Below are 24,955 nucleotides of genomic sequence, written 5' to 3'. Positions count from 1 at the left end.
CGGGACGCCGATCATCTTCGGTTTAACGATCCCCGATCGTCCAGCTCCAGAACTCGAAGCTCTGCCGTGTAATGTCGGAAAGGCCATGGCCCACATCGCCGGGACGGTTCAAAAAAACGGGGCAGCCAAATGGCTGCCCCGCTGGATTTCAGCTACCTCGGCCTCATGCAGGCCGCTCTTCGCCTGCGTTGGGCCTCCACGTGATCAGCCTTTTCTCTGCGACATCGAGAATGAGGTCGATGATGAGGACGAAGACCGCAAGGATGATGATGCCTGCGAAAACGCCGACCGCATCGAAATTGCCTTCCGACCGGGCAATGAGGTAGCCGAGGCCTGCAGAAGCCCCAAGATACTCTCCGATGATCGCGCCAACCACCGCAAAGCCGACGGAGGTGCGCAGCGACGACAAAATCCAGCTCGCCGCAGCGGGAAAATAGACATGACGCAGCAGATCCGTGCGCCGCGCCCCGAGGATGCGGGTATTTGACAGCACGACCGGATTTACTTCGCGCACACCCTGCATGGCGTTGAAAAAGGTGACGAAAAAGACGAGTGTAACCGCAAGGGCAACTTTCGACCACAGACCGAGGCCAAGCCAGAGAACGAATATCGGAGCCAGGACGACGCGGGGAATGGCGTTTACCGCCTTGATGAACGGATCGAGCACGCGGGCGACGAAGGGGCTGAGGCCCAGCCAGACGCCAGCGCCCACCCCGAGACCGGTGCCGATGAGATAACCGAGCACGGTTTCGCTGAGGGTAATGCCGACATGCTTGTAGAAGCCGGCATCCGCAACCCAGTCGATCACCTGCCTGACGATATCGTAGGGTGCGGGAAAGAAGAAGCGATCAATGGCGCCGGAGGACACACCGAGTTGCCATCCGCCAAGAAGCACGACCAGGAGAACGACCTGGATGATACGAACATTAACGGCTTGCATAGCTTTTCTCCACTTCGCCGCGCAGGGACGCCCAGATATCGCGATAGAGCGTCATGAACTTCGGATCGAGTTTGATTTCAGCGACGTTGCGGGGTCGTTCGAGATCGACGGGAAAGCTCTCGATGACACGGCTCTTCGGACCCGCAGCCAGAACGACGACCCGATCTCCGAGCGCAATAGCCTCCTCCAGATCATGGGTAATCATGACCACCGCCCGGCGATCCTCCTGCCACAGGCGCAGCAATTCGTTCTGCATGAGATGGCGGGTGTGGATATCGAGTGCCGAGAAGGGCTCGTCCATCAGGATGACCTTCGGCTCGGTAATCAGCGCCTGCGCCATCTGTACGCGTTTACGCTGCCCGCCGGAAAGCTGATGCGGAAAACGGTCGCCAAAACCCTTGAGGCCGACTTTTTCAAGCCATGCCATGACCTTGGCACGCCGCTCGTCCTCGGCAACGCCCCGGAACATCAGACCAAGCTCGACATTTTGAAATGCGGTCTTCCAGGGAAGGAGGGCGTCCTGCTGAAACAGATATCCGATATTGTTCTGCACGCCCTGGACCGCTGAACCGTCGATGGAAACCGTGCCCTGCGCGGGCTTCAGCAAGCCAGCAATGGCATTGAGGATGGTCGACTTTCCGCACCCGGTGGGCCCGACAATGGAAAGAAACTCGCCATCGCCGACCTTGAGGTTAACGTCCTGGACTGCAACAAACGCACCGAATGCCATGGTGACGTTCTCGATCGCGACCATGGGCTGTGGTTTGAAGTCCGCCACTGGCTCTAGCTTTCTGACTGGGGATGACATGGCGGCCTCTCAGTTTGCAGCCTTCGAAGCCGCGGCTTCGACGAACTTGTTGGTATAGGTGGTGTTGAGGTCGATCGACGCCTTTGCCACTGCCTCGTTGAAGGTCTTGAGAACGGCAAGCGGCGTTTCGAGATCGCCGGGCTCGAATTTGCCGTCTTCCGAGAAGATAGCCTTCGCGGCTTCGACGGCCTTGATGTAGGTTTTCTTGTCCCCGGACACGAAGTCGTCAGGAAGCTTCTCGACGATTTCTTCCGCCGAATGCTGCTTCATCCAGTGCAGCGCCCGTACCGTCGCATTGGTGACCTTCTGGATCACTTCGGGATTCGCGTCGATATACTCCTGGGTCGCGTAAAGCACGGAGGTCGGATAGATGCCGCCATAAACATCCTTTGCGCCCTGATCGCTGCGTGCATCGATGAGGATTTTGCCCAGCCCGCGTTCGACGACAATCGTGGCCGCCGGGTCATAATTGACGAGCAGATCGATCTTGCCCTGCTGCAGGGCCGCAACGGCGGCAGCACCCGAGCCGACGCCGATGATGGAGATATCGTTGTCGCTTAAATTGTGCTGCTTCATATAGTAGCGAATGAAGAAGTCCGAGGAAGAGCCTGGCGAGGTGATACCGACCTTCTTGCCCTTGATCGTCTCAGGCTTTGCGGGATCGAAGTCAGTATCGTTCTTTCCTGCAAGAACCAGACCCGAGTTGCGGGCGAGCTGAACGAAGCCCACGACGTGCTTGTTCTGGGACTGCATCTGAATGGTGTGGTCATAAAAACCGACGGCGACGTCCGTGGAGCCGGCGACGAGCGCCTGTAGCACCTTCGAGCCTCCCTGGGCAAAGTTCTCGGTCGTCACATCAAGCCCCTCTTCCTTATAAAAGCCGAGGCTGGCCGCAACGGGGAAAGGCAGGTTGTTGAGGTTGTATGAGCCGACGCTCATTCTGACAGATTCGGCATTGGCGGTTGCCGCCAGCGCACAGAGCGCAGCCGTTGCAAGCAGGTATTTACGCATGAGGGTCTCCTCCCGTTTCGCGATATTTTAGCCACTATGGCCTTGTCTATGCTGCGTCTTCAATCGCAGCCATCGGCTTGGCGAAGGCAAAGCCTTCGAACAGCCTGCGCGCCGTCCTTACAAGTCCGGCTGTTATGGCTCCGTTTCGCATTTCCAGCTGTACATCCAGACGGCCTGCGGGATGTTCGATTCGGATCTGGGTCGGCACGGAAAGCCCTCCTGCCGCACTATAGGCGACGGTGCCTTCCGTTACGGCCGCCGTCGCGATGCCGACAGCGCCGGTTGTCGCGAGGGCAGGATGGCACTCGTTCGGCATGAAATACCTGACCGAAAACGTTCCACCCCGCCGCGCCGGCGCAATGAGCACCGGCTTTGGAATGACCATATCCCGAACGTCTCCCATCCCCATCATCTTTCCAGCCTCGATGCGTATGCGGGTCATCCGTTCAATCAGGTCTCGATTGGCGGAGAGCGATTGCGGATCTTCGTAGCCGGTGACGCCGAGATCAGCTGCCCGCATGAGAACCATCGGAATGGCGCAATCTATCGCCGTTACATCCACCCCGTCTATCACATCGACGGGTTTTCCGGTCGGCAACAGCCTGCCGGTTTTCGCGCCGGCTGCATCCATGAATGTCAATGCGATAGGTGCCGCAAGACCCGGAACACCGTCTATCGATGCGTCACCAAGATAAATTACCTCGCGGCCCCGCGTCGGCACCTTCGCCTCGATCAGTTTGCCGGTATTCACGTTGTGAATCCTGACAAGCGTATCGTTACCCTGCGCCGGCACGAGCCCCGCCTCAATCGCGAAGGGACCGACGGCGGCCAGCATATTCCCGCAATTGGGGGAATAATCGACATGCTGCCTGTCGGTGCGCACCTGTGCGAACAGATAATCAATATCGGCGCCGGCGACCGTTGAAGGTCCGATGATCGCCACCTTCGACGTAACCGGATTGCCCCCGCCGATACCGTCGATCTGCAGCGGATGGCCTGAGCCCATGATGGACAGCAGAGCCGCATCCCTTGCCGCCGGATCTCGGGGCAAATCGGAAGCCAGAAAGAACGGTCCGCGAGACGTTCCGCCGCGCATCAGCACACAGGGTATCTTCATCAGATCGTTCATGATTAGCCTCAATCTTGCATTTTGCGGATCAATGCGCCGCGTTGTTGCAATATGGGCAAAAGAGTCTAATCTGTTAAATGCAATGTTTTGGAGGTTTATTGCGAAATGAGCATCAATTGCGAACTACTGGATTTGCGCGCATTTCAATCCGTAGTTGAGCTTGAGAGCTTTCACAGGGCAGCGGAGGCGCTGCATATCTCCCAGCCGGCGCTCACCCGCCGCATCCAGAAGCTGGAGCAGGCCATCGGCGCACCGCTTCTGGAGAGAACGACTCGACATGTCGCTCCCACCGCCATGGGCCAGGAGGTGATGCCGCTTGTCCGGCGTATGCTGGAAGAATTCGATGGGTCGCTGTTCGCCATGAAAGATGGCGCGCAACGGCGCGGCCTCATCACGATGGCCTGCGTTCCCACCGCCGCTTTCTACTTTCTTCCCACGGTTATCAAGACCTTCAGTCAGCAATATCCAAACATCAGGCTGCGCATCAGGGATCTCACGGCAAATGAGGGGCTGCAGGCGGTTGCGAGAGGCGAGGTGGAATTCGGCATCAACCTGATGGGCAATTCCGATCCCGAACTGTCATTCGAACCGCTCATCGATGACCCGTTCGTGCTGGCGATGAGGAAAGATCACCCGTTGGCAAATTTCGAAACAATTGAATGGAATCAGCTGGAAGTCTATCCGCTCGTCGTCGTGGACCGTTCGAGCGGAAACAGGACCCTTCTAGACGGCGCGCTTGCGAGACACAATCTAAAGCTGAACTGGTTTTATGAGGTGACTCATCTCAATACGTCGCTCGGGCTGGTCGAAGCCGGACTGGGCATTTCCGTTCTGCCGCGGCTGGCCACGCCGCAGGACGAACATCCATTTCTCATCACCAGGCCGATCGTCAATCCCGTCGTCTCCCGTACGATTGGCATTGTACAAAGGCGAAGCAGTGCCCTTTCGCCCGCCGCGGAAAAATTCGTCCGGCTGCTGCTGGAGACCTGGAAGACACAGTAGTCACCTGATGGGTCGGGGATGCCCGGGAGGGCCCCTGACCCCGCAATCCTGATCTCCTGAAGTCTTGGAAAGGTTTTTCGCCGTCAGGTTTCTTCGAAGCCGACCGTGCCTCGCACAATCCCGTCGACAGCCTTTGCCGGCACGTCCTGCTGTGGCCACCGCTGCAAAGCTTCGTGTCCGGCCTCTGTCAGACCGTAGACTCCCCGGTCGAGTCGTTCGAACCAGCCATAAACATTCGAAAGCAGTATCTTCCCGGCATCGGGTATATTGGACCTGACCTCACGCACGCGCATCGGACCCGACGCCAGCGCCACGGCGCAGCCAAGCGCCTGCTGGCGATACGCTGTCATTATTGGCATGCGCGTGCTCCCACCCGCCGTGGGATCGCCCCGCCGCCTCTGATGTTCCCGCATGAGCCGCGACCGCCGTTTCGGATTGGTTCGCGGCATCGGCGAAACGGCGCCGACGATGATGCTGACGTCACCGGCATCGGAGATTCCCAGCATACCGATCCCGAGCCTGCGGCAAAGATCGCGGTAACGCCTGTCAGCCTCGCGGCCCTTACCCCTGGCAGAGACCCGGGCGGCGATCCACACCTCATCTGCGATAGCTGCGCGATCGACAGCCTGCAAAATGAGCTCCAGATTGAAGCTCAGCTTTAGCTCGCAGATGACGACGACGGGGGGATCGTTATCGCTCAAGCCAACAAGATCACAGCCGCCGACTTCGCCCTTGACGGTATAACCCGCCTCTTCGAGGAAATCTTTGACGGGCAGATAAAGCGAAGTTTCCATATGCCTGAAGGTTCACGTGACTATACTACCCCCAGATATATCGATCCGCCTGCACAGGACAACCTCTTGGTTGGCACGTGAAGCGTCAGACCTGATCCAGTGAAAGGGTCAGGTCGGCGATAAGATCGTCGGGGTGTTCGATGCCGATTGACAGCCGGATCGTGGAATCAAGCACACCGATACGCTGACGGACATCGGCAGGAACGCCTGAATGCGTCATCGTTGCGGGATGAGAAGCAAGGGATTCCGTGCCGCCAAGGCTTACCGCAAGTTTGAATATGTTGAGCGCATTGAGAAATTTGAAAGATGCGGCCTGCCCGCCGACAATGTCGAATGAGAAGGTGGATCCTGCCCCCGAACATTGGGCGGCAAACACCTTGCCAACCGCGGATGCCGGATCGCTGAATGGCAGGTAGTGGATTTTTTCGACCTTGGGATGGGCATTCAGGAATTCAGCCACAAGCCTGGCGTTGCTGTCCGCCCGTTCCATCCTGATTTGCAGCGTCTCCAGGGAACGTCCGAGCATCCAGCACGAGTGCGGATCGAGCTGCGTGCCGATCGCCCCACGTAGGGCCTTCACCTGCTTCATCACATCCTTGCGCCCCAGTGCCGCCCCGGCGATAAGATCGGAATGCCCGCCAACATATTTTGTCAGCGAATAGAGCGAAATATCGGCGCCATGTTCTATGGGCCGCTGGAATACAGGACCAAGAAGCGTGTTATCGCAGGCGATGATCGGCCTGTGCCCCTGCCTTTTGCCAATCACCTCGGCGACTCGGCCTATCATGGCGATGTCGACAATGCTGTTCGTCGGATTGGCGGGGGTCTCGATCAGGATAACGGACACCCTGCCTTTCGCCATCGCCTCCTCTGCCGCCGCCATGACCGAGGTTTCGCTGACACCATCGGCGAAACCCACTGCGGACACGCCGAAATTATGAAAGGTCTTCGCGAGAAGCGTTTCCGTGCCGCCGTAAAGGGGCTGGGAATGGAGCACTGTATCGCCGGGCCGCACGAAGGCGAAAAGCGTCGTCGAAATCGCGGACATGCCCGAGGAGAAGAGCGCACAGCTCTCCGTCCGTTCATAAACTGCAAGACGATCCTCGACGATCTCGCTGTTTGGATGGTTGAAACGCGAATAAACGAGACCGGCGCCTCTACCCTCCGGCGGCTCCTTGCGCCCGGAGACATAATCGAAGAAGTCGCGACCATCTTCTGCCGACTTGAAAACGAAGGTGGATGTCAAGAACACCGGAGGCTTCACGGCGCCCTCCGACAACTCCGGATCATACCCGTAATTGAGCATCTGGGTTTCGGGATGAAGAGCATGGTTGCCGATATGGGTTTTGGACGGATGCGGCGCAGTCATTTCCGATGATCCCTCAGCTGGCGTTGAACTTCCTGCAGGTTACACGCAATGAAGTCGAAATGCCTTGCATTTTGGAGCGTTTATATGCCCCATAAAGCAATATATTGCGGAGAATTGTAATTTATGTCGCAGAAAATTGCAGACCCGATCGACCGGCGGATACTTCGGGAATTGTCCGCCGATGCACGGATCACGAATAACGAACTCGCCGAGCGCGTGGGGCTGTCGGCATCCGCATGTCTACGCCGGCTTCGACGCCTGGAAGAAATGGGTGCCATCAAGGGATATTCCGCCATCATCGACCCGGCGATCGAGGGATGGACCATGACAGCTCTCGCATCCATTCGCCTCAGCCGCCAGCACGATGATGAAATCCGGATGTTCGAGGCGGCGGTTCTTGAGTGGGACGAGGTTCTCGAATGTCATCTTGTCACGGGCACGAAGGATTACATGCTGAAGGTCATGTGCGGCGGACTGGAGGATTACGAGCGTTTCATCAAGGACAAGATCGCGAAGCTGAAATGCGTGGACACCATCGAGACCAGCTTCGTCATGAACACGATCAAGACGCGGCGCATCTGGTCGGCGTAACGCGCGGACAATGTCGCGCTGGCTGCATGCCGTCCGCACCTTCCGGGGGAAATTTTGATCCGAATTAGGGTCGTGGCGGGTTGAGATGATGTACGGCAAAGGGTATCAGGTGCCCCATTCTCGGGCGGCTCTTCCGCAAGCAACAAGGCACATCCTGACATGAACCCGGACTTCCTCGTCACCCATTCCGGCGGCTTCCATGCCGATGAACTTCTGTCGAGCGTTGTGCTGACACGGCTTTTCCCGCAGGCCCGCCTCATCCGCAGCAGGGCACCGGAATGGCTCGCTGCCGGTGCGGACCGCATCATCTACGACGTGGGCGGCGCCTACGACGCAGCAAGAGGAATGTTCGACCACCACCAGCGCGGCGCGCCGTTACGCGATGACGGACAGCCCTACAGTTCGTTCGGGCTGATCTGGAAGCATTTCGGCCGCGATTATCTTGCTGCCTTCGGCGTTCCAGAACACCACATCGAAACCATTCACGCTTCTTTCGATGCCGGTTTTGTGTTGCCTGTTGACCTTGTTGACAATGGGGCGCTCAGCCCCTCGACCGCCGGACCGCTCGCCGGGCTGACCCTGCCCGTCCTGCTTGAAACTCTGAAACCCGTTTTTGATGACACCGATCCCGAAGCGGACAATCGCAATTTCCACGCGGCGCTGGGCATTGCCCGCAGCTTCGTTGAGGCAAAAATAACCAACAGTGCCGCAAAGTTGCGCGCCGAAGCGCTTGTGAAGCAGGCTATCGTGGATGCTGGCGAAGGGCATATTCTCGAGTTGCCGATGGGAATGCCGTTCCGGCCCGCCATCGTGAAGGCAGGCGCCGATAATCTGCTCTTCGTCGTTCATCCGCGTAACAACGACTGGTGCCTGACCGGTATCCGGCGCGCCGACGAGGGCTTCGCGTTGCGGGCGGATCTGCCGGCGGCCTGGGCAGGCCTGACTGACAAGGATCTGGAAGCGGTTTGTGGCGTGGAAGGCGCGAGCTTCTGCCATAACGGCCGGTTTGTCGCAGCTGCAAAGACCCGCGACGCCGCGTTGGCCATGGCAGAACTGGCGGTGAAAGAGGCTCTCTCCTTCAGCAACAAAGCACCGGCGACAGAGCCGTCAAATGGCGGGACCTGAGCGCCTGGCTGCTGATGCGGTTCGGGCGGGGCAAATCCGCGATCCTGTCTGCATTTTTTAAAACGCGGTTCTCCGCATAGCGTCTGGACGCAAATTTCTGCGGAACAATCTGTAGATGTTGAAGTTACCCTTCGTGAGGAGGAGGACCATCTATGACCAGCAGAGCCATTTTTGCGGGGGCAGCAACTGCCCTGTCGATGCTTTTTTCCACCGCCGCACTGGCCCAGACCGACCTGACGATGTGGTATCACGGCGCAGGCAATGTTGAAGAACGCAAGATTCTGGCCGGTATCATCGAGGACTTCAACTCGTCCCAGTCGGACTGGCGGGTCTCGCTTCAGGAATTCCCCCAGAATGCATATAATGAATCCGTCACCGCTGCTGCGCTTTCCAACAAGCTGCCGGACATTTTGGATGTCGACGGTCCGAACATGCCCAACTGGGCGTGGTCCGGATATTTGCAACCACTGAAGATCGACGAGACAAAGCTTGCGAATTTCCTGCCCGGCGCCGTGGGCCGGTGGGGAGACATGCTCTATTCGGTCGGTCTGTGGGACGCTGCCGTGGCGGTTTTCGCCCGGAAATCGGTGCTCGATGAAAACGGTATCCGCATTCCAACTCTTGAACAGCCGTGGACCGGCGAGGAATTCAACGCAGCCCTTGAGAAGCTCGCTGCCAGCGGCAAGTTCGAATATGCCATCGATCTCGGCATGGCCGATAAAACCGAATGGTACAGCTATGCTTTCAGTCCCTTTCTGGAAAGTTTCGGCGGCAGCCTGATCGACAAGGCGAATTATCGAACCGCCGAGGACTTCCTCAATGGAGACAATGCCGTCAAGTTCGGGGAGTGGTGGCAATCCCTGTTCGCCAAGAAGCTTGCCCCCGGGACATCGCAATCACCCGCCGACCACGAAACCGGATTTGTGGAAGGTCGCCACGCCTTGCAATGGATGGGCAACTGGGTTGCGGTGAAGGCTCTGGAAAAATATGGAGACGATCTGCTTTTCCTGCCTGCGCCTGATTTCGGGCAGGGTCCGAAAATCGGCGCGGGGTCATGGCAGTTTGGCGTTTCGGCCACCAGCAAGCATCCCGAAGGCGCTTCCGCCTTCATCGAATTCGCCATCCAGGACAAATATCTCGCGCAGTTCTCGGATGCGATCGGTCTTATCCCGGCCACGCCCTCGGCAGCCCAGATGACGAAGAATTACAAGAAGGGCGGCCCGCTCGAAGTTTTCTTCGAACTATCCAGACGCCAGGGTACGTTGCGTCCTGTCACTCCGGCCTACGCCTTCATCTCGCCGGTCTTCTCCAAGGCTCTTTCCGACATTGCCAACGGTGCGGATGTGGCCGATACCCTCGATAATGCAACGGACGAGATAAACAACAATCTGGAACGCAATTCCGGTTACCAACCCAAATAGGGGCGTGATCGATGGCGCTCTTTTCTTCACAGAGAAAACCGGCCCGGGACGGCTTCACGGGCTGGTTCATGGCCGCACCGGCGGTGGTGCTGATCGGGCTCTTCCTGATCACACCATTTCTGCTGGGGCTGGGTTTTTCCTTCACCAACCAGCGGCTCACATCTCCCAACCCGACGGAGTTCGTCGGCTTTGAAAACTACAGCCGGCTGCTGGGCGTCGGTGTGCTGACGCTCAAGCCGGAAAGGCAGGCCAATGGAAGCATCAGCCGGGATGCGGATGGCTCCATCTCCTATCCGAGAATTCGTAATTTCACCCGCAACAACTCCGACTATCCTCATCTGGACGGAATGCGGGAATATAAGAACTTCAGCTGGGGCGAGAACCGGATCGTCATTCTCGCACGCGACGTCGTATTTCTGACCGCCGTCGTAAACACCCTTTCCTTCGTGGTCGTGGTCGCGCCGGTTCAGGCGGCGCTAGCGCTGTTTCTTGCCCTGTTGGTGAACCAGAAAATCCCCGGCGTCACGATTTTTCGTGCGATCTATTTCATGCCGGTGGTCTTGTCGGTGGTCGTGGTGGCGCTTCTCTGGCGGTTTATTTATGCCGCCGATAATGGGCTCTTGAACAGCCTTCTGAGCTATATGAGTTTTGGGCTCTTCCAGCCCGTCGACTGGCTGGGCAGAACCGATACCGCCTTATGGGCCATTCTGGTGATGTCAGTCTGGCAGGGCGTCGGTTTCCATATGGTCATCTGGCTTTCCGGCCTGCAGACTATCTCGCCCGATCTCTACGAGGCAGCGGACATTGAAGGCGCGAGCCGCTGGCAGAAGTTCCGCATGATAACCTGGCCGCTGCTGCGCAACACGGCCGTACTCGTTATCATCGTTATTACCATGCAGGCTTTTGCGCTTTTTGCGCAGATCGATGTGATGACCAAAGGCGGGCCTCGCGACTCTACGCAGAGCATCGTCTATCAGGCGGTTGAGCGAGGATACCGCCAGCAGGACATAGCCGCGGGCTCCGCAATTTCTGTCGTCCTTTTCCTGCTTGTCCTGTGCATTTCGCTCACCCAGCGCTACCTGACAAGGGAGAAGCAATGATGCAGGCCGGACGCCGCAAAAGTCCCGTTTTTCTCATCGGCAATTACGCGCTCATGCTCGCCTTCGCGGGGATCTTCATCCTACCCCTGTTGTTCATGGGGTTCTCATCGCTAAAACCGAACGACCAGCTGTTGAGCGATGCGACTTCGATACGAGCCTTCCTGCCGGTGGGAGATCTTTCGCTCGAAAACTATACTGCGGCTTTCGCCCGGGCGCCGATTGCAACCTTCATATTCAATTCCGTTGTGGTAACTGGCGTCACCGTATTTCTCGCCCTGCTGCTCGGCTCGCTTGCCGCCTTCGCTTTTACTTTTTTGAACTGGCGCGGCAAGGACGTTCTCTTCTCGATCATTCTCGCCACGCTCATTATTCCGTTTGAGACGATTGCAGTGCCGCTGCTGCTGGAGGTTAACAATCTGCCATGGATCGGCAGCGGCGGGTTTACCTGGGGTTGGCTCAATTCCTGGCATGTGCAGATCATTCCATGGATCGCGGACGGATTGACGATTTTTCTCTTCGTCCAATATTTCAAGGATCTGCCGAAGGAATTACTGGAGGCGGCACGTATCGACGGAGCCAGCTGGCTGCGTATCTACGCACAGGTGGTAATGCCGCTCAGCGGGCCGGTGATCGCAACAGCTGCGATCTTGAAGTTTCTCGTCATGTACAGCCAGCAGTATCTATGGCCGCTTCTCGTCACGCAGTCCGAGGCTTACCGGCCGGTTATGGTGGGGCTGCAGTATTTCTTCCAGCTCAATACGCCCTGGGGTGAAGTCATGGCCTATCTCACCATTATTACCCTGCCCGTGCTGATATTTTACCTGTGTCTGCAGAGACTTTTCATCTCCAGCATCGCAGCAAGCGGAATAAAGGGATAGCGTTTTGGAGGCTGCCCGACATCTTAAACCGCCAGGCCCGCCGCCATCCGGTCTTCTCGCGATCCCACGACAATAACATCCTCCTTACCCCCTGCCGGGACGGGTATAATTCCGACAGGGACGCGTGCAACTGCTCTCTCTCAAAAACGGGTTCCAGTCTTTCGCCGCCAGGATTGCCCAGGCAGTAGCGCCGACATGCGGCAGTCTGAAATATTTGAAATCGGCAGAGGTCGAGGCAGGCCCGATCATCAGCCCCGTCGTCAACTCCGGCCCGACAGTGGCATAGACCAGACCATCGGGCGATACCTCAACATCAATGGTGGCAAGCAGGGCTTCGGCGCGCCCGGCGTGGCCTGCATGCTGAAACGCAAGCGCTGCCTGCGCCGTGCCTTCCAGCCAGATGCCGTCCCGGTCATCGTTGAAATCAAAGCCTTCCCCGACCGCATAGTGCCGGTCGATCCATTCCAGCACGCGCTCGGCGCGGCCGCGGAATTCCGGAACGGCGAGGATGGGCCAGAGTTCGGAATCTATTCCCGACTGGGTTAAATTGGGCCGATCGCTGCCGGGCAGGCTACCAACATAAAAACGACCCTGCTGCTCATTCCACATGGCGTCGAGGAACTTGCCTGCCCTGTCCTGCATCGTCCGCCAAGTTTTATCGTCCCCACTCTCGGTGAGCCAGCTGGCAACGGCGTAAACGTCAAGATTGTGCTCCGTCGATTTCCAGTCGAGTTTCACCGGAGACGGTTCGTGGCCAAATGTGCCGCCTGTGTAACCGATGTCGCTGTCACCCTTGGTATATGCATCGATCCAGCGCATGATTTTTGCCGCGGCCTGCAAATAGGCTGGATTGTCGGAGCGCTCAGAGGCGGTAAGCAGAGCAAGGGCCGCCCAGGCGAGATTGCCTGTCGCACTGCCGACCTGATAGCCGTCTTCGACCCAGGCATTGCTGGCGGCATTCCAGAAACCGGGCAGGAGCATAACCTCCGTTTTGCTGACGACCGGGCCGGAGCGATAGGCGTTGCGCAGGCGGCCATCACTGTAACGGCGGTCACGGTTCACGGCCAGCAGCAGCGCATCGGCAACCCTTGTTGCTTCTGCGTCTTTCCCACATGCAAAAAGAGCGATGGATGCCAGCGCATTGTCATAGGTGAAACCCGTATTTGAAAGCGCCGGATCGAGCGCCTTGCCACCTGGCGCAGGCTCGAAGCTGCGGAACACGAAGGGCGCGGGAGAACCATCCATCTTCCCGGCAAGACCCGCGCATAAGCGCGAAGCGAGCATATCGCGGACGGATCCGGATGCAGCGCGCCCGTCACCTCCAGCCAACACTGTCATGACACAGGACATCAGGATCGCAGGGATGATCGATCTGAGAGGCATGAGCGCAATTCCCGTTTGATCGAAACCTTTCAAGGCGGCAGCCGGCCATCGGGACCGTGTTGTGTCCGGCAAAGTCCTGTTCAATCGCCCCCTGATTAGCTGAAGGCCCTTGCGAGCAACATCTGCATGGATTTTATCAGGTCGCCCTGTTCCGCCACATTTTCCGGTGCAGTGCGGAAAAGCAGCCGCAGGATAGCCCGATGCTGCTCGGCGGTTGCAGCAAGGCAGAATTTTCCGGGTATTAGCTGGTCTTTTGTTGCATCGATCTGCAACCAGCCCACCTCCGGCACGAATATGGCCTGCGCTTCTGTAGAAGAAGTGAAACCCGCAAGCGTCACGGTTTCAGTCGACAGTGCCACGATCTTCACCCCTGTCACCGCATTGCCCTGCCGTAATTGTCCGCCAAGGTTTACGCTGATCGGCTCCTCCCTGTCGAAACGCGGCAATTCGATGCAGCAGATAAGGCTGATGAAGGCAATCACCATGGCGACGGCCGACCAGATAAGGTTGAGACAATCGCGCGCCGAAAATTCCACGGGTGCGTCCCATCCATAAACGGCAATCAGCACGGAGATGGCCGAAGTGAGGGTTACAAGGGCAAAGAATAGCGCCGTCGGGCCGTGAACGCGCACCTGTGACCTGTCTCCGCCCTTTTCCGTGACCTTGAAAGGGCGTCCGAAAGGTTTTCGCATGGCCTGAAAAAGCGTGATCGTGATCGGAACGGCGGTCAGTGCGTGTGTCACCTCGGTGAAAAGCGGCAGTGTGCGCTTTCCCGATATCCAGGTGGAATAGGCCCAGAACAGCGCAAGCGATGACAGACCGAGTTGCATGAACATCAACTCATCGGCCTGGAGCGCGGAAACGCCGGTCAGCCAATAGATGGAAGGCGCGAGCAGCAGGCAAAGGATGAAGGGTTTCGAAAGCCAGCAGAACAGGCCGTGCAGATAATGCAGCCGCTGCGTCAGGGTGAAATCGCCGCGCCACAGCGGCCCGGTGCGCAAAAGTCCAATCTGGATGGTGCCGAGACACCAGCGCGTGCGCTGCGTGATATACTCCGGCAGGCCTTCTGCCGATAATCCGACGCTGAGCTTTTCATTGAGCCAGCGTGTCACATACCCCCGTTCCATCAACCGGTAGGTCAGCAGCATGTCTTCCGAAAGTGCATCATGCGGGAAACCTCCGAGTTCGTTCACCGCTGCCCGCCGCAGAACGAAGCTCGTTCCGACGCAGAACGCACAACCGACCGCGTCCTTTGCAGGCTGGAATACGTCGAAGAATACCCGTTGATCATCCACGAAGGAATTGCGGACACCGAGATTATGCTGGATGGGGTCGCTGTTGAAATAAAATTGCGGTGTCTGCACCACGGCCACTTTGGGATCGGCAAAAAGTCCGGTCACGCGTGACAGGAAATTGGCCTGCGGCGCAAAATCAGCGTCGAGAACCATGATGAAATCTGAAACTTCCGACAACGCATTGGTGTGGACAAGCGCATTGTTCAGGTTCCCCGCCTTTGCGTGGTTATTGTCCGGCCGCGTCACGTAATTGACGCCGACTGTTTCGCAATAGTCCCGAACCTCGGACCTGCGCGTATCGTCGCAGACGAAAACGCGCAACCGCGGATATTGCATTGCCTGCGCCGCGACAATCGATTTTTCAAGCACGTTCAAAGGTTCATTGTAGGTGCAGATGAACACATCGACCAGCGGCGCATTGGGATCGCCCGTAATCCCGGCTTCGGCTTCGTCTGCAATGGAAGACCAGTCCGTTCGTCTTGTCAGGATCAGGATCGATCCCATCGCATAAAGCACGGAGATCAGTTCGAAAGTGAAATAGATGTAATTCCAGGCGGTTTCCAGCGAAAGCTCTAAGGGAGGCAGCGTATCGGTGGCGCGCCACAAAATATAGACGCTGAGCGAAAGCAGCATGATGGTGCTGAACGCCAGCCGGTCCAGCGTTCGCCGCGGGTCGGCAAGCATGGTGAACAGGATCGCGCAGAGGGCGATGATGAGATTGACATAAAGGACGGACTGAACATCGCCCTCTGAAGTGAAATACATCGCTTGTCCTCATGGTTGACCGGATACGTCCCAAAAGCCGCGCCCGATAGCGTGCGCGAATGAGGCTGCTTCGACTGTGTGAAACAGGTGGGTCGCCCTGCGGGCGTCGTGGACGCGCCCGCAGGGGCTTGCCCAATCCATGCGGGTGTCAGGATTGGGTGCGCGGTGCTTTCGCGGTGGCATCTGCACCGCTGATCGCATGCTGCGTGATGATATCCGGCTTTGTAGTGTGCGCCGCTATTCCCGGCGGCTGTTGCGGCTGCCCGCCCATGCCCATCTGCTCGAATATTTTCTCTCGTGATGTCTCGATGAGCGTCCAGGCGGCCTGCCTCACGTCGGGCATTTCGCTGGCGGATGCCTGCGCAAACTGGAAGAGGCTTGCCGATGCCTCATGAACATATTCCCGGGTCTTGCCGAGCCATTCGCGCGGTAGACTTACACTCACCCAGGTACCGACCGAACAGACACCGTTTTTCATAAACTGGCTCTCGGATGTCCCGGCCATGCGGATATAAGCGTAAAGCTCCCGCCGCTCCGTGGGGGGAAACGGTACGGCATAATCGAGGTCGACGCGTTCGGTGGTTCGGGGCACCAGCCGCTCTACCACCCCGTCAGCCTCCTGCGCCCAGGCATCGGCATTTACCTTTACCCTTGAACCCACGGAAAGGGCCTGCGCCTGACGTTCGGAAAAAATTGCCACGACGAAAGCGTTGCGACAGTCGAGCGCCTCCGCCAAGGTGTCGCCGGCCACCACTTCACGTCCCGTCACGGCAACCGGCTTATAAAGCGTCGTGCCCGGCGGAATGGCGAGATCGGCGCGGGTCAGTCTGTCGATACGCGCGGCCTCCGCGGAGGCAAGCGCTTCGAGTTCGCTTTTTCGCGTCTGCATGGTCGTCATCTGCATCTGGATTTGCAGCAGATCAGCGGACCTTGTGCGGATTTCCTGCTGAAGATTTTGCAGGGATTGCAGATCGGAACCGATATAGATGCCCTGGCGCGCGAAGCTCATTTCCTTGTTCAGCTTGTCGACGGCAACTTTCGCGGCCTGCAGTTTTGTATCTTCAAGTTGTATCGTATCGGCGATGTCGTCGCCAATTCCGAAATAAACACCCTTGGCAACCAGCTTCTGTTTGCGCACCGCTTCTGCTTTCGCGATGCGGGTCGAATAGGTCACCATCTGCAAAGCAGCCTTTGCCGCTTCAAGGTCGGATTCTGTTCTCTGCAGTAAAGCCGCTTGCTGGCTGAGAAGATCATTGTTCAGATTGTCGACCCGGCTAGCATAATCGCCGATAATCGCGTTTTTCTGGCGAAGTTCATTGTCGAGCGCCGCCAGTTGCACTTTCAGGCCGATCAGAGTGGTGTTGTCGACCTTGTCGTTTTCAACAGCCGCCCTGCCGTTACCGGATATTTTCACCACGCCACTGATGGGGGTCGTCAGCGGAATGACGGGAGCATTGATCAAGGCGCGGTTTGTCTGCGAAGTGAAGACAGGTGGAAACACGGAGGAGGAAAACACTGTGGCGACAACACCGAGAACAGTATATGAGGCCAGCCTGACCGAGGCGCCTTGAGGTTTTTCTTTATCTCTATTGCGGAACAGCATGGCACGAACTCCTGTTTTGTTGAACAGCATTTCCTCCCGCAGTATTAAAATAGTCCATCAAGTTTTTTTGCAGCGCAACATCGTTAAGATTGCATTAAGACATTTTCCGAAATTGCCGAAATACTATGCATCTGCCGGCTTTATGGACGCAAAATTTCACCCATGAAAACTTCCTGGGTCAAATTTCAGTGGTTCCATATTAGCTGTGCCTTTATAGCGGCAGCCGGCACCCGCCTTGTGCACTTTGCTCGACCGGGGTGCACAACCTGAGAATGTACCGCGTTTCCACTATGGCAGAGAGAAAATTTTAAAGAATCGCTTTGGCGGCAGGTCGCTCTGCTCTGAGCGCCGAAAGCGGCTTCACTCTTCCGTGCTTCGGGCAAAATATTTTGACCATTCGTTCGCGCTGAAGGCTATGGGGACGGCCAGGAGGTCCAATCGCTCTCCGCTAGACAGCCGTTATATCGAGATATAATCGCGAGGCACGGCGGCCATGCCGTCACCGTTCATTCCATATCATCGAGAAACGGGTGCCTTTTTTGAGTTCCGGGTGCGTGTGCGTCTGCTCGACCCGGGCGCCAATATTCTGCGCCATCGCCATGATCAGCTTGGTGCCGAGACCGGTGCCGCGAGGGGCTGAATCCGGTTTCACACCGACGCCGTCATCCTCCACAACAAGAATGAACCGGCCGTCCTGGGCGGACAGGTTAATGCGCACTGTGCCTTCTTGATCCGGATAGGCATATTTGAGCGCGTTTGTCAGAAGTTCAGTGACGATGACACCGAGCGCAACGGCATGGTCGGCGTTCAGATCAACCTCACAGAGCGACGTTTCGACCGTGATGGAGGAAGAGCCCGGAACAGCTTGGAACAGGTCGCTTATGATCGAGGTGAGATAAGAATTCAGGGATACGAGACCCACATTCGCTGTATTGTAGAGACTGCGATGAACGCCGGCGATCGCAGAAATCCGGCTCTGCGTCTCCAGCAACGCCGTTTCTGCTTCCTGGGACTTCAGCGTATTGATCTGCAGCCGGATCATGGCGGAAACCAGTGAGAGACTATTCGCGATGCGATGGTTCATCTCTTTCACCATCATTTCCGCATGCTCTTTGGCCTTTATCAGCAGACGGTCAGCTTCCTCTTTTGTCTGGCGCAGGCGATGGTTTTCAAGCGCCTGGTTGATGGCTGCCAGCAACAGCGGAAAAAAGTCGTCTCCAACATTCTTGATGACGTAATCGGCGGCACCTGCCTTGAGCGCGTCTATGGCGATCTGGGCCTCGTTGGACCCCGTTACGTAAAGAACGGGAACCCGGGCCGGCACCGTCTCGATCGCCGCCAGAAACTCCATTCCCGTCGCCGTCTGAAAATAGTGATCGAGAACGACGACATCGAACTGCCCGTTTTGGAAAAGCTCAAGCCCGGAAGCAACGGACGCGGCATGGACCACCTCCATTCCGTGGCGACCAAGGACGCGGCTCGCAAGCCGCGCCAGAGCCGGGTCGTCATCGACATACAAAACGTGCAGAGCCATCATGCCTTCAAGGTATCTGTATTACGGAAAAGAAAAGGCCGAGATTTTTGATGGCATTCGCGAAGCCCTCATAGTCGACCGGCTTTGTTATATAAACATTCGCACCGAGATCATAGCATTTCTGAATTTCGGTTTCGTCATCAGTGGTCGTCAAAACCACGACAGGCAGACGGCGGGTGTATTCATTGCTTTTGATCTGCTCGAGAATGCTGATGCCGGACATGTCGGGGAGATTGAGGTCGAGCAAAACGAGCAGATAGCGATCCTTGCTGACGAGCCCGTCCCGGCTTTGGCCCAGGATATAATCCAGCGCCTTTGCACCGAGTGTGAACGGCACGATCTCGTTGTTGACACCTGCTCTGCGCACATTCTTCTCGATCAGACGGGCATGTCCCTCGTCGTCTTCGATCATCACGATCGTTACTTCCTGACCGGTCGCTTTCATTTGTCGCCTTCCTTCGTTACTCTTCTGAGGTCACTCGGAAGCAGCAAGATAAATGTGCTGCCTTCCCCGAGTCGCGACTCCACCCTAATGTCACCTCCTAAATTTCTGATTAGCGAACGGACATGTGCGAGACCTATTCCTTCACCGGGCTGGTCCTGTTCGCCCGCCCGACGAAACAGTTCGAAGACACGCTCAAGATCCTGCTCACCGATACCGCGCCCGTTGTCGCCAATTTCAATGGCGATCGCGCCGCGCCCGGCCGGATAGGCGCGTGCCGTTAACCTCAGAGGGCGCCCAGGCATCTGATATTTCACCGCGTTATCGAGAAGATTACCTAGAATCTGGTCGAGAGATATGCGGTCCGTCACGACTGTCAGCTTGGGCGTGTCGACATGAATCTCGCCTCCATTGGCCGTGATCTGGTGGCGCACGGTCTCTGAAAGCGAGGAGAGCAAAGTTTCGATATCGACTTTCTCCGGCTGAAGCTTGCGCTGGCCGTCACGGGATATCTTCAGAATGGCGTTGATCAGCTGGTCCATCTTGCGGGTCGATGAACGGATAAACCCGATGGCTTCGGGTATGTCTTCCTCAACCGCCAGCCGCGCCTCTCGGATCACGTCCTGCGTCAGCGTTTTTCCATCTGCCAGGACATAGTTGGTGACCGGCTTCAGCGACGTATCGAATTCAGAAAGGAAGCCCATGATGTTGACAAGCGGCGCCCTCAGATCATGAGTAACGATATAAGCGAAGCGCTGAATTTCCTGGTTGGCCCGGCGAAGATCGCGTGTTCTTTCCTCGACACGCTCCTCAAGATGGCGATTGAGTTCGTCCACATCCTCCCGCGACCTGTTTAGCGCGCGAATATAAGTAAAGACGAGCAGTATCGACCCGCCGACCACGATGAGAATTGCAACGGCACCGCCAATCGTTACCCAACGAAGTGTATTGGCGGCGCCCAGTTGATCCGCAACGATGACGCGCAGGCGATCGTCGGTATCCGACTGAAGGTCCGACAGAACACTCCTGATCTCATTCATGAAGCGTTTGCCGTCGTTATTTCGAACGACCTCGGCTGCCTCGGTAATGCGACCCGCGCGCTGCAAATCGATGGTTTCGCGTGTCTCGGAGAGCTTTGCGTCGATCGCCTGCTTCAAGCCAGCGAGAGGTTGCTTATATCGCTCTTCCCCTTTCAGAAGATCGAGAAGTCGCGCCTGGCGTTCGGGCAAGCCCTGAAGGGCCTCTTCGTAAGGCCCCAGATATTCGCGATTGTTGGTAAGCAGATATCCCCGCTGGCCGGTTTCGACGTCCTGCATCGTCGTCAGCACATCCAGAATTGCGGCACGGACACGGCGCAGTTCCGCCGTTTCCTGGGAATAGCGATTATTCACCTGCACCAGCCACAAAGAAGTGGAGACCATGCCAATCAAAATTGCAACGCCAACAGCAAGCATCAAAAGGCTTCGCTGGGCAAACGGTGAAAAACCAGTCACAGCAGTAACATTCCCGGTAGGCAGTTAGTTCGCGGCACAAACTAGAGTACGCAAGCGACGGATGCGAATGATTTCTTTTTACACAAGAGTGGAACCACCTCGATCTTCAGGCGTTCAGCGCTGTTGGTAAAATGTCCGGGCGCGCCTGCGACCATGTGAATGCGGTAAGCTATGCAATATGATTTTCAGGGAAAGCATATCCTCGTTCTGGAAGACGACGCCCTTCTGGCAATGGATATGGAGGACTTTCTGTCCGACCTCGGTGTCGACGTCATCGGGCCGGTTTCCGATATAGCCGCAGCGCTGGAGAAAATAAGCGCAACCGATCTGGATGGAGCGGTCATCGACCTCAATCTCAAGGGCGAGTTATCCTTTCCCGTGATCGAACGACTGAGGGCCGAGAGCATACCTTTCGTCATCTGCAGCGGATATGCCGAGATACCCGGTATTCGCACGCAATTGACAGGGCTGACGATCATTTCCAAGCCGTGCGATTTTGATAATCTCCCGAATGTTCTGGCGACCGAATTCGCGCATACCGGCTAGCGGGAAAATACCGCAACGTCCGGTAACGCTGATAGGCGAAACTTCAGTCCAGAGGGAAAATCACCCGATATTTCAGGCCGTCGCGATCATAGCGGATTTCACTGTCGCCCTGCAGCTCGTACTGGGCTCCCCTTGTAACAAGGGTCGTTCCGAAACCGGTCTCCAGCGGAGCGGAAATGGGCGGGCCACCGCTTTCATGCCAGCGCAGCTCGATAAGGTCCCGGCCTTCATCGTTACGAAGCCTTTTCCAGAAGACCTGCACCTTCCCGGTTGCTTCTGAAAGCGAACCGTATTTCTGCGCATTCGTCACCAGTTCATGTAAAATCATGCCAAGCGCCAATGCGGATTTAGGCGATACGCTAACCCCGTCAGGACCGTCGAGCTCGACGCGGCTGGCAAAAGTGTTATGGGGTTCAATTGCCCGCTTCACGACATCCTTGAGATCGGTTTGTCCCCAGTTGCTCTGGAAAAGCAGGGCATGACTTTCGGCGAGCGCACTCACGCGGGCCACGAGCCTCTCTTGATAATCCTCTACGGATGAACTGCCTTTTGCAGTGCGCCGAATGATGGAAATGACCATCGCCATCGTGTTCTTGACACGATGGCTGAGTTCGCGGACGAGCAGCTCCTTGTGCATTTCCGCCCGTCTCCGCTCCTCCTTTTCCCGTGCTTCCGCGAGAGCGCGACCGACTGCGGAGGGCAGCCTCGCCAGTCGCTGCTTCAGGACATAATCAGTGGCGCCGCGCCTGAAGGCATCGATCGCCGCGTCTTCGCCGAGAACACCGGAAACGAAAATGAAGGGCGTGTCGGGTCTCGTTTGCATGACGACATCAAGCGCAGCCATGCCGTCAAAGTCCGGCAGGGAAAAATCTGCGAGAATGATATCGAACTGCTGATTTTCCAGAGCCTCGATGAAGGAAGTTTTACCCACCGCCCTGGTCACGACAGGGGGCGGAGAGATCCGTGAAAGCTGATCCTCGATCAGTTCGGCATCAACCGAGCTGTCTTCGAGAAGAAGAAGCTTGCTTTGCTCCATCTGCGGCATCGCCTCAAGCACCATTGCGGCGCGCGCCCGGCGGCGGTTCGTTCAGCAGGGCCCAGAACACGCCAAGATCCTGTATCGCCTTAAAAAACTGATTGAACTCCACCGGCTTCACCACAAAGGCGTTCACGCCGAGTTCGTAGCTCTTTACGAGATCCTGTTCTTCACGGGAGGAGGTCAGCATGACGACCGGAATATGCTTGAGGTGATCGCTGCCCTTAACGGTCTGGAGGACCTCGAGCCCGTCAACTTTCGGCAGCTTGAGATCAAGAAGAACCACGGTCGGATCACCGGCAGGCCGGTTGTGGAAGCTACCCGAGGCGTTGAGATAATCAAGCGCTTCGGCACCATCACGCGCAATGACGACCTCGTTCGCCAGTTGACATTTTTCCAGCGCAGTTAGCGTCAATTCCAGATCGCGTGGATTATCCTCCACGAGAAGAATAGGTCTGAGTTCAGGCAATTTTTTCCTCTTCAACTTTCGTAACCGGCAATGTGAAGGAGAACGTGGCTCCCTCTCCCACAGTTCCCTTAGCGCTGACCGAACCGTGGTGGCGTTCAACAATTCGTCTTACCAGCGCAAGTCCAATTCCCGTTCCCTCAAAATCCTCTACCCGCTGCAATCTCTGGAACACACCAAAAAGCTTGCTGTAATAGGCCATGTCAAAGCCGACACCGTTATCCTCGACCGAGTAGGTCACGCCACCTTCGGTTTCTGCCGCGGAAATGGTGATAATCGAAACGGGTTTCTGGCGGGAATATTTGATCGCGTTGTCAACGAGGTTGTACCACACCTGCCGAAGCAGGGTCGGATCTCCGAGCGATACGGGCAGATTGCCGATATGCCATTCGATCTGCCGATCAGCGATGGAATGAGCGAGGGAGCGGCGAACCTCGTTCACGACTTTCTCCATGTCTACCGGCACCATTGTGATTTGGGTGCGGCCGAGCTGCGAGAAATTCAGAAGATCATCCACGAGCCTGCCTGCGCCGAGTGCCGCTTCGGAGATCATCTGCAGATAGTGGAGCGATTTTTCATCCAGGGCGTTGCTGCGTTCGCGCAAGAGCTGAGCGAAACCGACAATATGACGGAAGGGCGCGCGGAGATCATGCGAAACCGAGTAGGAAAATGCCTCCAGCTCCTTGTTGGTCCTCTGCAATTCTTTCGTCAAATCCGCCATTTCCTCCGCCTTGCGCAGGACGATGCCGATGATCGCGCCACGCAACTCCCGCGCCGCTGCAAGCTCGGGCGCTGACCACGGTGAAGCTGTGTTGCGCACCTGCTCTTTCCAGGTTTCGAACGATTTGCGCGGATGAATGCGCCCGCTCTCATGCACTGTCTTGTGCGGATCCCCGCCCCAGCGCACCGTCTTTACGACTTCCGGCCGAAACCAGATCAGCCAGCTTCCGTGCAATTCCGAAACCCGCATCGCGATGATCCCGCTCGCCACGGACGCAAATGCCGCAGCAGCGGGATAATCGCCGGCAAGATTGTCTGTGGCAAATAGGTCTGCAACCTCGCGCTCGCCAAGCCAGCGGATCAATCCTTCGACCTGCTCCTGCGAGGGGGTCTTGCCCACGAGATGATATTCATCGCCAAAAAGGAGTGCCGCTCCCTCAGCCCCCACCTGCTCCAGCAGATCGTCCTTTTCGCTCTCCCCGCCCAGGAGGCCGTCAACCCATCTTTGTGCCGCCGCCATCCGCTTGAGCAGGCGAGCCTGGACATGACCAAGTTCCAGCCGGCGCGAAGCATCCTGAGAACTTTGCTCCATTGCGATCCGCATCGAAAGGAGTTGGGCGGCGAAATCGCAGGCTTCGCGCACGGCGAGCGAGACGGAGTGCGGGGCGGCGTGATGGCATGCGATCAGCCCCCACAATTTGCCATTGACGATGATTGACACCGACATCGAGGCCGCCGTCGCCATGTTACGCATGTATTCCAGATGAACGGGCGAAACGCTGCGGAGCTGTGAAAGGCTCATATCGAGCACTGCGCCCGTTTCCGAGTTGACCTGCGGCATGACAGGCACGGGCCTGTAATCGACGTCCGGGATCATACGCAGACGGTTGACCGTATAAAGCTTGCGCGCCTGTGGCGGGATGTCGCCGGCCGGGAAGCGAAGCCCGATATATGAAGGTAACGCCCCGCTGCCGGCTTCCGCCACGACATGACCGCTCCAGTCGGGACCGAAGTCATAAATAAGGGTCCGGTCATAACCGCTGATCGAGGAAACAAGCTGTGCAACTCGAGACAGTGCGTCGCCCAGCGACGGCGTGTTGTTGAGATATTGGGCGAGGCCTGTCAATTCGCTCATCAGCGCTTCGGCGGATGCGCCCGGGCCTGTTCTCTCAAGCTCGACGATGATCACGCTTCCCGACCGATGCGCCGAGACATCGAGTTTTTTTTCGGTCCAGACATATCTGAAGCTGCTGTCGTCACCGGAATACCAAGCCGGTAACGCCTCGATAAAAGGCAATGTTCCCCGGTCTGGAATCACCCCGATCGATAGAGGTGCATCTAGAAAATCCTGCAGGTTATCGCTCGCCTGCACGACGGCCAACTGACGCGCGGACAGCACGAAGAGTGCGCCATGTTGCTGGATAGCGCCGGGAATGTGGATGGGCTCGGCGCCGCAACTATCCAGCTTCGGCGTGACTGAGCTCATGACTTTCTCCAGCCGCTC

General features: G+C 57.2%; 22 protein-coding genes. 7 read left to right on the top strand and 15 right to left on the bottom strand.

Annotation, left to right across the window (positions count from 1 at the left end; all coding sequences use genetic code 11):
• Positions 1 to 163 precede the first annotated feature (163 nt).
• From AGR2A_RS20445 to AGR2A_RS20430, 4 genes are read right to left on the bottom strand one after another with little or no spacing between them, the layout of a single operon-like run.
• Entirely contained in the window at positions 164 to 940 is a 777-nt protein-coding gene (locus AGR2A_RS20445) for an ABC transporter permease (protein WP_004445883.1), read from the bottom strand.
• Positions 927 to 1,748 carry an ABC transporter ATP-binding protein gene (locus AGR2A_RS20440; RefSeq protein WP_077985811.1) on the bottom strand — a complete coding sequence of 274 codons (822 nt, stop codon included), beginning with the start codon at positions 1,746 to 1,748 and terminating at the stop codon, positions 927 to 929. The genes AGR2A_RS20445 and AGR2A_RS20440 overlap by 14 nt, the downstream gene beginning before the upstream one ends.
• 9 nt (positions 1,749 to 1,757) lie before the next feature.
• Positions 1,758 to 2,759 carry an ABC transporter substrate-binding protein gene (locus AGR2A_RS20435; protein ID WP_022563095.1) on the bottom strand — a complete coding sequence of 334 codons (1,002 nt, stop codon included), beginning with the start codon at positions 2,757 to 2,759 and terminating at the stop codon, positions 1,758 to 1,760.
• A 46-nt stretch (positions 2,760 to 2,805) separates the two neighbouring features.
• A complete protein-coding gene (locus AGR2A_RS20430) occupies positions 2,806 to 3,888 on the bottom strand; it encodes a 4-oxalomesaconate tautomerase (protein WP_006697219.1) in 1,083 nt (360 codons plus the stop codon).
• A gap of 105 nt (positions 3,889 to 3,993) precedes the next feature.
• Between AGR2A_RS20430 and AGR2A_RS20425 the strand changes: the two genes are divergently transcribed.
• Positions 3,994 to 4,890, top strand: coding sequence for a LysR family transcriptional regulator (locus tag AGR2A_RS20425; protein ID WP_072493328.1), 897 nt, complete (start codon positions 3,994 to 3,996; stop codon positions 4,888 to 4,890).
• An 83-nt stretch (positions 4,891 to 4,973) separates the two neighbouring features.
• On the opposite strand, the gene AGR2A_RS20420 is transcribed toward AGR2A_RS20425, so the two are convergent.
• A complete protein-coding gene (locus tag AGR2A_RS20420; RefSeq protein ID WP_072493329.1) occupies positions 4,974 to 5,684 on the bottom strand; it encodes a DUF2161 domain-containing phosphodiesterase in 711 nt (236 codons plus the stop codon).
• 85 nt (positions 5,685 to 5,769) lie between these two features.
• Positions 5,770 to 7,053 (bottom strand): cystathionine gamma-synthase family protein, encoded by a 1,284-nt coding sequence (locus tag AGR2A_RS20415; protein ID WP_004445895.1) that lies wholly within the window; start codon positions 7,051 to 7,053, stop codon positions 5,770 to 5,772.
• A 123-nt stretch (positions 7,054 to 7,176) separates the two neighbouring features.
• On the opposite strand from AGR2A_RS20415, the gene AGR2A_RS20410 reads away from it, so the two are divergent.
• The 5 genes from AGR2A_RS20410 (at position 7,177) to AGR2A_RS20390 (ending at position 12,168) form a co-directional block, all read left to right on the top strand.
• On the top strand, positions 7,177 to 7,644 hold the full coding sequence (locus AGR2A_RS20410) for an Lrp/AsnC family transcriptional regulator (protein ID WP_044459110.1): 468 nt from the start codon (positions 7,177 to 7,179) through the stop codon (positions 7,642 to 7,644).
• 159 nt (positions 7,645 to 7,803) lie between these two features.
• The gene (locus AGR2A_RS20405) at positions 7,804 to 8,769 is read left to right on the top strand and encodes an MYG1 family protein (RefSeq protein ID WP_072493330.1); all 966 of its coding nucleotides are present in this window, start codon (positions 7,804 to 7,806) and stop codon (positions 8,767 to 8,769) included.
• 152 nt (positions 8,770 to 8,921) lie between these two features.
• Positions 8,922 to 10,190: a sugar ABC transporter substrate-binding protein gene (locus AGR2A_RS20400; protein WP_072493331.1), complete on the top strand. Its 1,269-nt coding sequence runs from the start codon at positions 8,922 to 8,924 to the stop codon at positions 10,188 to 10,190.
• Between the two features lie 11 nt (positions 10,191 to 10,201).
• Positions 10,202 to 11,290 (top strand): carbohydrate ABC transporter permease, encoded by a 1,089-nt coding sequence (locus tag AGR2A_RS20395; protein WP_072493332.1) that lies wholly within the window; start codon positions 10,202 to 10,204, stop codon positions 11,288 to 11,290.
• Complete coding sequence (locus AGR2A_RS20390) at positions 11,287 to 12,168, top strand: carbohydrate ABC transporter permease (protein WP_080823321.1); 882 nt, start codon at positions 11,287 to 11,289, stop codon at positions 12,166 to 12,168. Before AGR2A_RS20395 ends, AGR2A_RS20390 begins: the two co-directional genes overlap by 4 nt.
• An 84-nt stretch (positions 12,169 to 12,252) precedes the next feature.
• Here AGR2A_RS20390 and AGR2A_RS20385 read toward each other — a convergent pair whose 3' ends face one another.
• The 6 genes from AGR2A_RS20385 to AGR2A_RS20360 all read right to left on the bottom strand — a co-directional run bounded on the left by AGR2A_RS20385 (position 12,253) and on the right by AGR2A_RS20360 (position 20,644).
• Positions 12,253 to 13,551: a hypothetical protein gene (locus AGR2A_RS20385; protein ID WP_072493446.1), complete on the bottom strand. Its 1,299-nt coding sequence runs from the start codon at positions 13,549 to 13,551 to the stop codon at positions 12,253 to 12,255.
• Between the two features lie 95 nt (positions 13,552 to 13,646).
• Positions 13,647 to 15,611, bottom strand: coding sequence for a glycosyltransferase family 2 protein (locus AGR2A_RS20380; RefSeq protein ID WP_080823320.1), 1,965 nt, complete (start codon positions 15,609 to 15,611; stop codon positions 13,647 to 13,649).
• 148 nt (positions 15,612 to 15,759) lie between these two features.
• The gene (locus tag AGR2A_RS20375; protein ID WP_072493447.1) at positions 15,760 to 17,214 is read right to left on the bottom strand and encodes an HlyD family efflux transporter periplasmic adaptor subunit; all 1,455 of its coding nucleotides are present in this window, start codon (positions 17,212 to 17,214) and stop codon (positions 15,760 to 15,762) included.
• Positions 17,215 to 17,713: 499 nt separating this feature from the next.
• Positions 17,714 to 18,751: a sensor histidine kinase gene (locus tag AGR2A_RS20370; protein WP_072493334.1), complete on the bottom strand. Its 1,038-nt coding sequence runs from the start codon at positions 18,749 to 18,751 to the stop codon at positions 17,714 to 17,716.
• 4 nt (positions 18,752 to 18,755) lie between these two features.
• Positions 18,756 to 19,193, bottom strand: a complete 438-nt coding sequence (locus AGR2A_RS20365; protein WP_004445914.1) for a response regulator — start codon at positions 19,191 to 19,193, stop codon at positions 18,756 to 18,758.
• Positions 19,190 to 20,644, bottom strand: a complete 1,455-nt coding sequence (locus AGR2A_RS20360) for a sensor histidine kinase (protein WP_072493335.1) — start codon at positions 20,642 to 20,644, stop codon at positions 19,190 to 19,192. Before AGR2A_RS20360 ends, AGR2A_RS20365 begins: the two co-directional genes overlap by 4 nt.
• Before the next feature lie 210 nt (positions 20,645 to 20,854).
• On the opposite strand from AGR2A_RS20360, the gene AGR2A_RS20355 reads away from it, so the two are divergent.
• Complete coding sequence (locus AGR2A_RS20355) at positions 20,855 to 21,229, top strand: response regulator (RefSeq protein ID WP_006699868.1); 375 nt, start codon at positions 20,855 to 20,857, stop codon at positions 21,227 to 21,229.
• Positions 21,230 to 21,272: 43 nt separating this feature from the next.
• On the opposite strand, the gene AGR2A_RS20350 is transcribed toward AGR2A_RS20355, so the two are convergent.
• Genes AGR2A_RS20350 through AGR2A_RS20340 form a run of 3 tightly spaced genes read right to left on the bottom strand, consistent with a single transcriptional unit; the run spans position 21,273 to position 24,937 of the window.
• A complete protein-coding gene (locus AGR2A_RS20350; RefSeq protein WP_042936693.1) occupies positions 21,273 to 22,265 on the bottom strand; it encodes a sensor histidine kinase in 993 nt (330 codons plus the stop codon).
• 13 nt (positions 22,266 to 22,278) lie between these two features.
• Positions 22,279 to 22,734: a response regulator gene (locus AGR2A_RS20345; RefSeq protein WP_037092067.1), complete on the bottom strand. Its 456-nt coding sequence runs from the start codon at positions 22,732 to 22,734 to the stop codon at positions 22,279 to 22,281.
• The gene (locus AGR2A_RS20340; RefSeq protein WP_072493336.1) at positions 22,727 to 24,937 is read right to left on the bottom strand and encodes an ATP-binding protein; all 2,211 of its coding nucleotides are present in this window, start codon (positions 24,935 to 24,937) and stop codon (positions 22,727 to 22,729) included. The genes AGR2A_RS20345 and AGR2A_RS20340 overlap by 8 nt, the downstream gene beginning before the upstream one ends.
• Positions 24,938 to 24,955: the final 18 nt, after the last annotated feature.

The sequence above is a fragment of the Agrobacterium genomosp. 2 str. CFBP 5494 genome, from assembly GCF_900013495.1.
Lineage (GTDB): Bacteria > Pseudomonadota > Alphaproteobacteria > Rhizobiales > Rhizobiaceae > Agrobacterium > Agrobacterium pusense.
Note: the sequence above shows the minus strand (reverse complement) of the source record. Positions and strands in the feature narration are given on the sequence as shown.

Coding starts and splice junctions, on each gene's coding strand:
- AGR2A_RS20445 (WP_004445883.1), bottom strand. CDS start 940: ATGCAAGCCGTTAATGTTCGTATCATCCAGGTCGTTCTCCTGGTCGTG.
- AGR2A_RS20440 (WP_077985811.1), bottom strand. CDS start 1,748: ATGTCATCCCCAGTCAGAAAGCTAGAGCCAGTGGCGGACTTCAAACCA.
- AGR2A_RS20435 (WP_022563095.1), bottom strand. CDS start 2,759: ATGCGTAAATACCTGCTTGCAACGGCTGCGCTCTGTGCGCTGGCGGCA.
- AGR2A_RS20430 (WP_006697219.1), bottom strand. CDS start 3,888: ATGAACGATCTGATGAAGATACCCTGTGTGCTGATGCGCGGCGGAACG.
- AGR2A_RS20425 (WP_072493328.1), top strand. CDS start 3,994: ATGAGCATCAATTGCGAACTACTGGATTTGCGCGCATTTCAATCCGTA.
- AGR2A_RS20420 (WP_072493329.1), bottom strand. CDS start 5,684: ATGGAAACTTCGCTTTATCTGCCCGTCAAAGATTTCCTCGAAGAGGCG.
- AGR2A_RS20415 (WP_004445895.1), bottom strand. CDS start 7,053: ATGACTGCGCCGCATCCGTCCAAAACCCATATCGGCAACCATGCTCTT.
- AGR2A_RS20410 (WP_044459110.1), top strand. CDS start 7,177: ATGTCGCAGAAAATTGCAGACCCGATCGACCGGCGGATACTTCGGGAA.
- AGR2A_RS20405 (WP_072493330.1), top strand. CDS start 7,804: ATGAACCCGGACTTCCTCGTCACCCATTCCGGCGGCTTCCATGCCGAT.
- AGR2A_RS20400 (WP_072493331.1), top strand. CDS start 8,922: ATGACCAGCAGAGCCATTTTTGCGGGGGCAGCAACTGCCCTGTCGATG.
- AGR2A_RS20395 (WP_072493332.1), top strand. CDS start 10,202: ATGGCGCTCTTTTCTTCACAGAGAAAACCGGCCCGGGACGGCTTCACG.
- AGR2A_RS20390 (WP_080823321.1), top strand. CDS start 11,287: ATGATGCAGGCCGGACGCCGCAAAAGTCCCGTTTTTCTCATCGGCAAT.
- AGR2A_RS20385 (WP_072493446.1), bottom strand. CDS start 13,551: ATGCCTCTCAGATCGATCATCCCTGCGATCCTGATGTCCTGTGTCATG.
- AGR2A_RS20380 (WP_080823320.1), bottom strand. CDS start 15,611: ATGTATTTCACTTCAGAGGGCGATGTTCAGTCCGTCCTTTATGTCAAT.
- AGR2A_RS20375 (WP_072493447.1), bottom strand. CDS start 17,214: ATGCTGTTCCGCAATAGAGATAAAGAAAAACCTCAAGGCGCCTCGGTC.
- AGR2A_RS20370 (WP_072493334.1), bottom strand. CDS start 18,751: ATGATGGCTCTGCACGTTTTGTATGTCGATGACGACCCGGCTCTGGCG.
- AGR2A_RS20365 (WP_004445914.1), bottom strand. CDS start 19,193: ATGAAAGCGACCGGTCAGGAAGTAACGATCGTGATGATCGAAGACGAC.
- AGR2A_RS20360 (WP_072493335.1), bottom strand. CDS start 20,644: ATGCTTGCTGTTGGCGTTGCAATTTTGATTGGCATGGTCTCCACTTCT.
- AGR2A_RS20355 (WP_006699868.1), top strand. CDS start 20,855: ATGCAATATGATTTTCAGGGAAAGCATATCCTCGTTCTGGAAGACGAC.
- AGR2A_RS20350 (WP_042936693.1), bottom strand. CDS start 22,265: ATGGAGCAAAGCAAGCTTCTTCTTCTCGAAGACAGCTCGGTTGATGCC.
- AGR2A_RS20340 (WP_072493336.1), bottom strand. CDS start 24,937: ATGAGCTCAGTCACGCCGAAGCTGGATAGTTGCGGCGCCGAGCCCATC.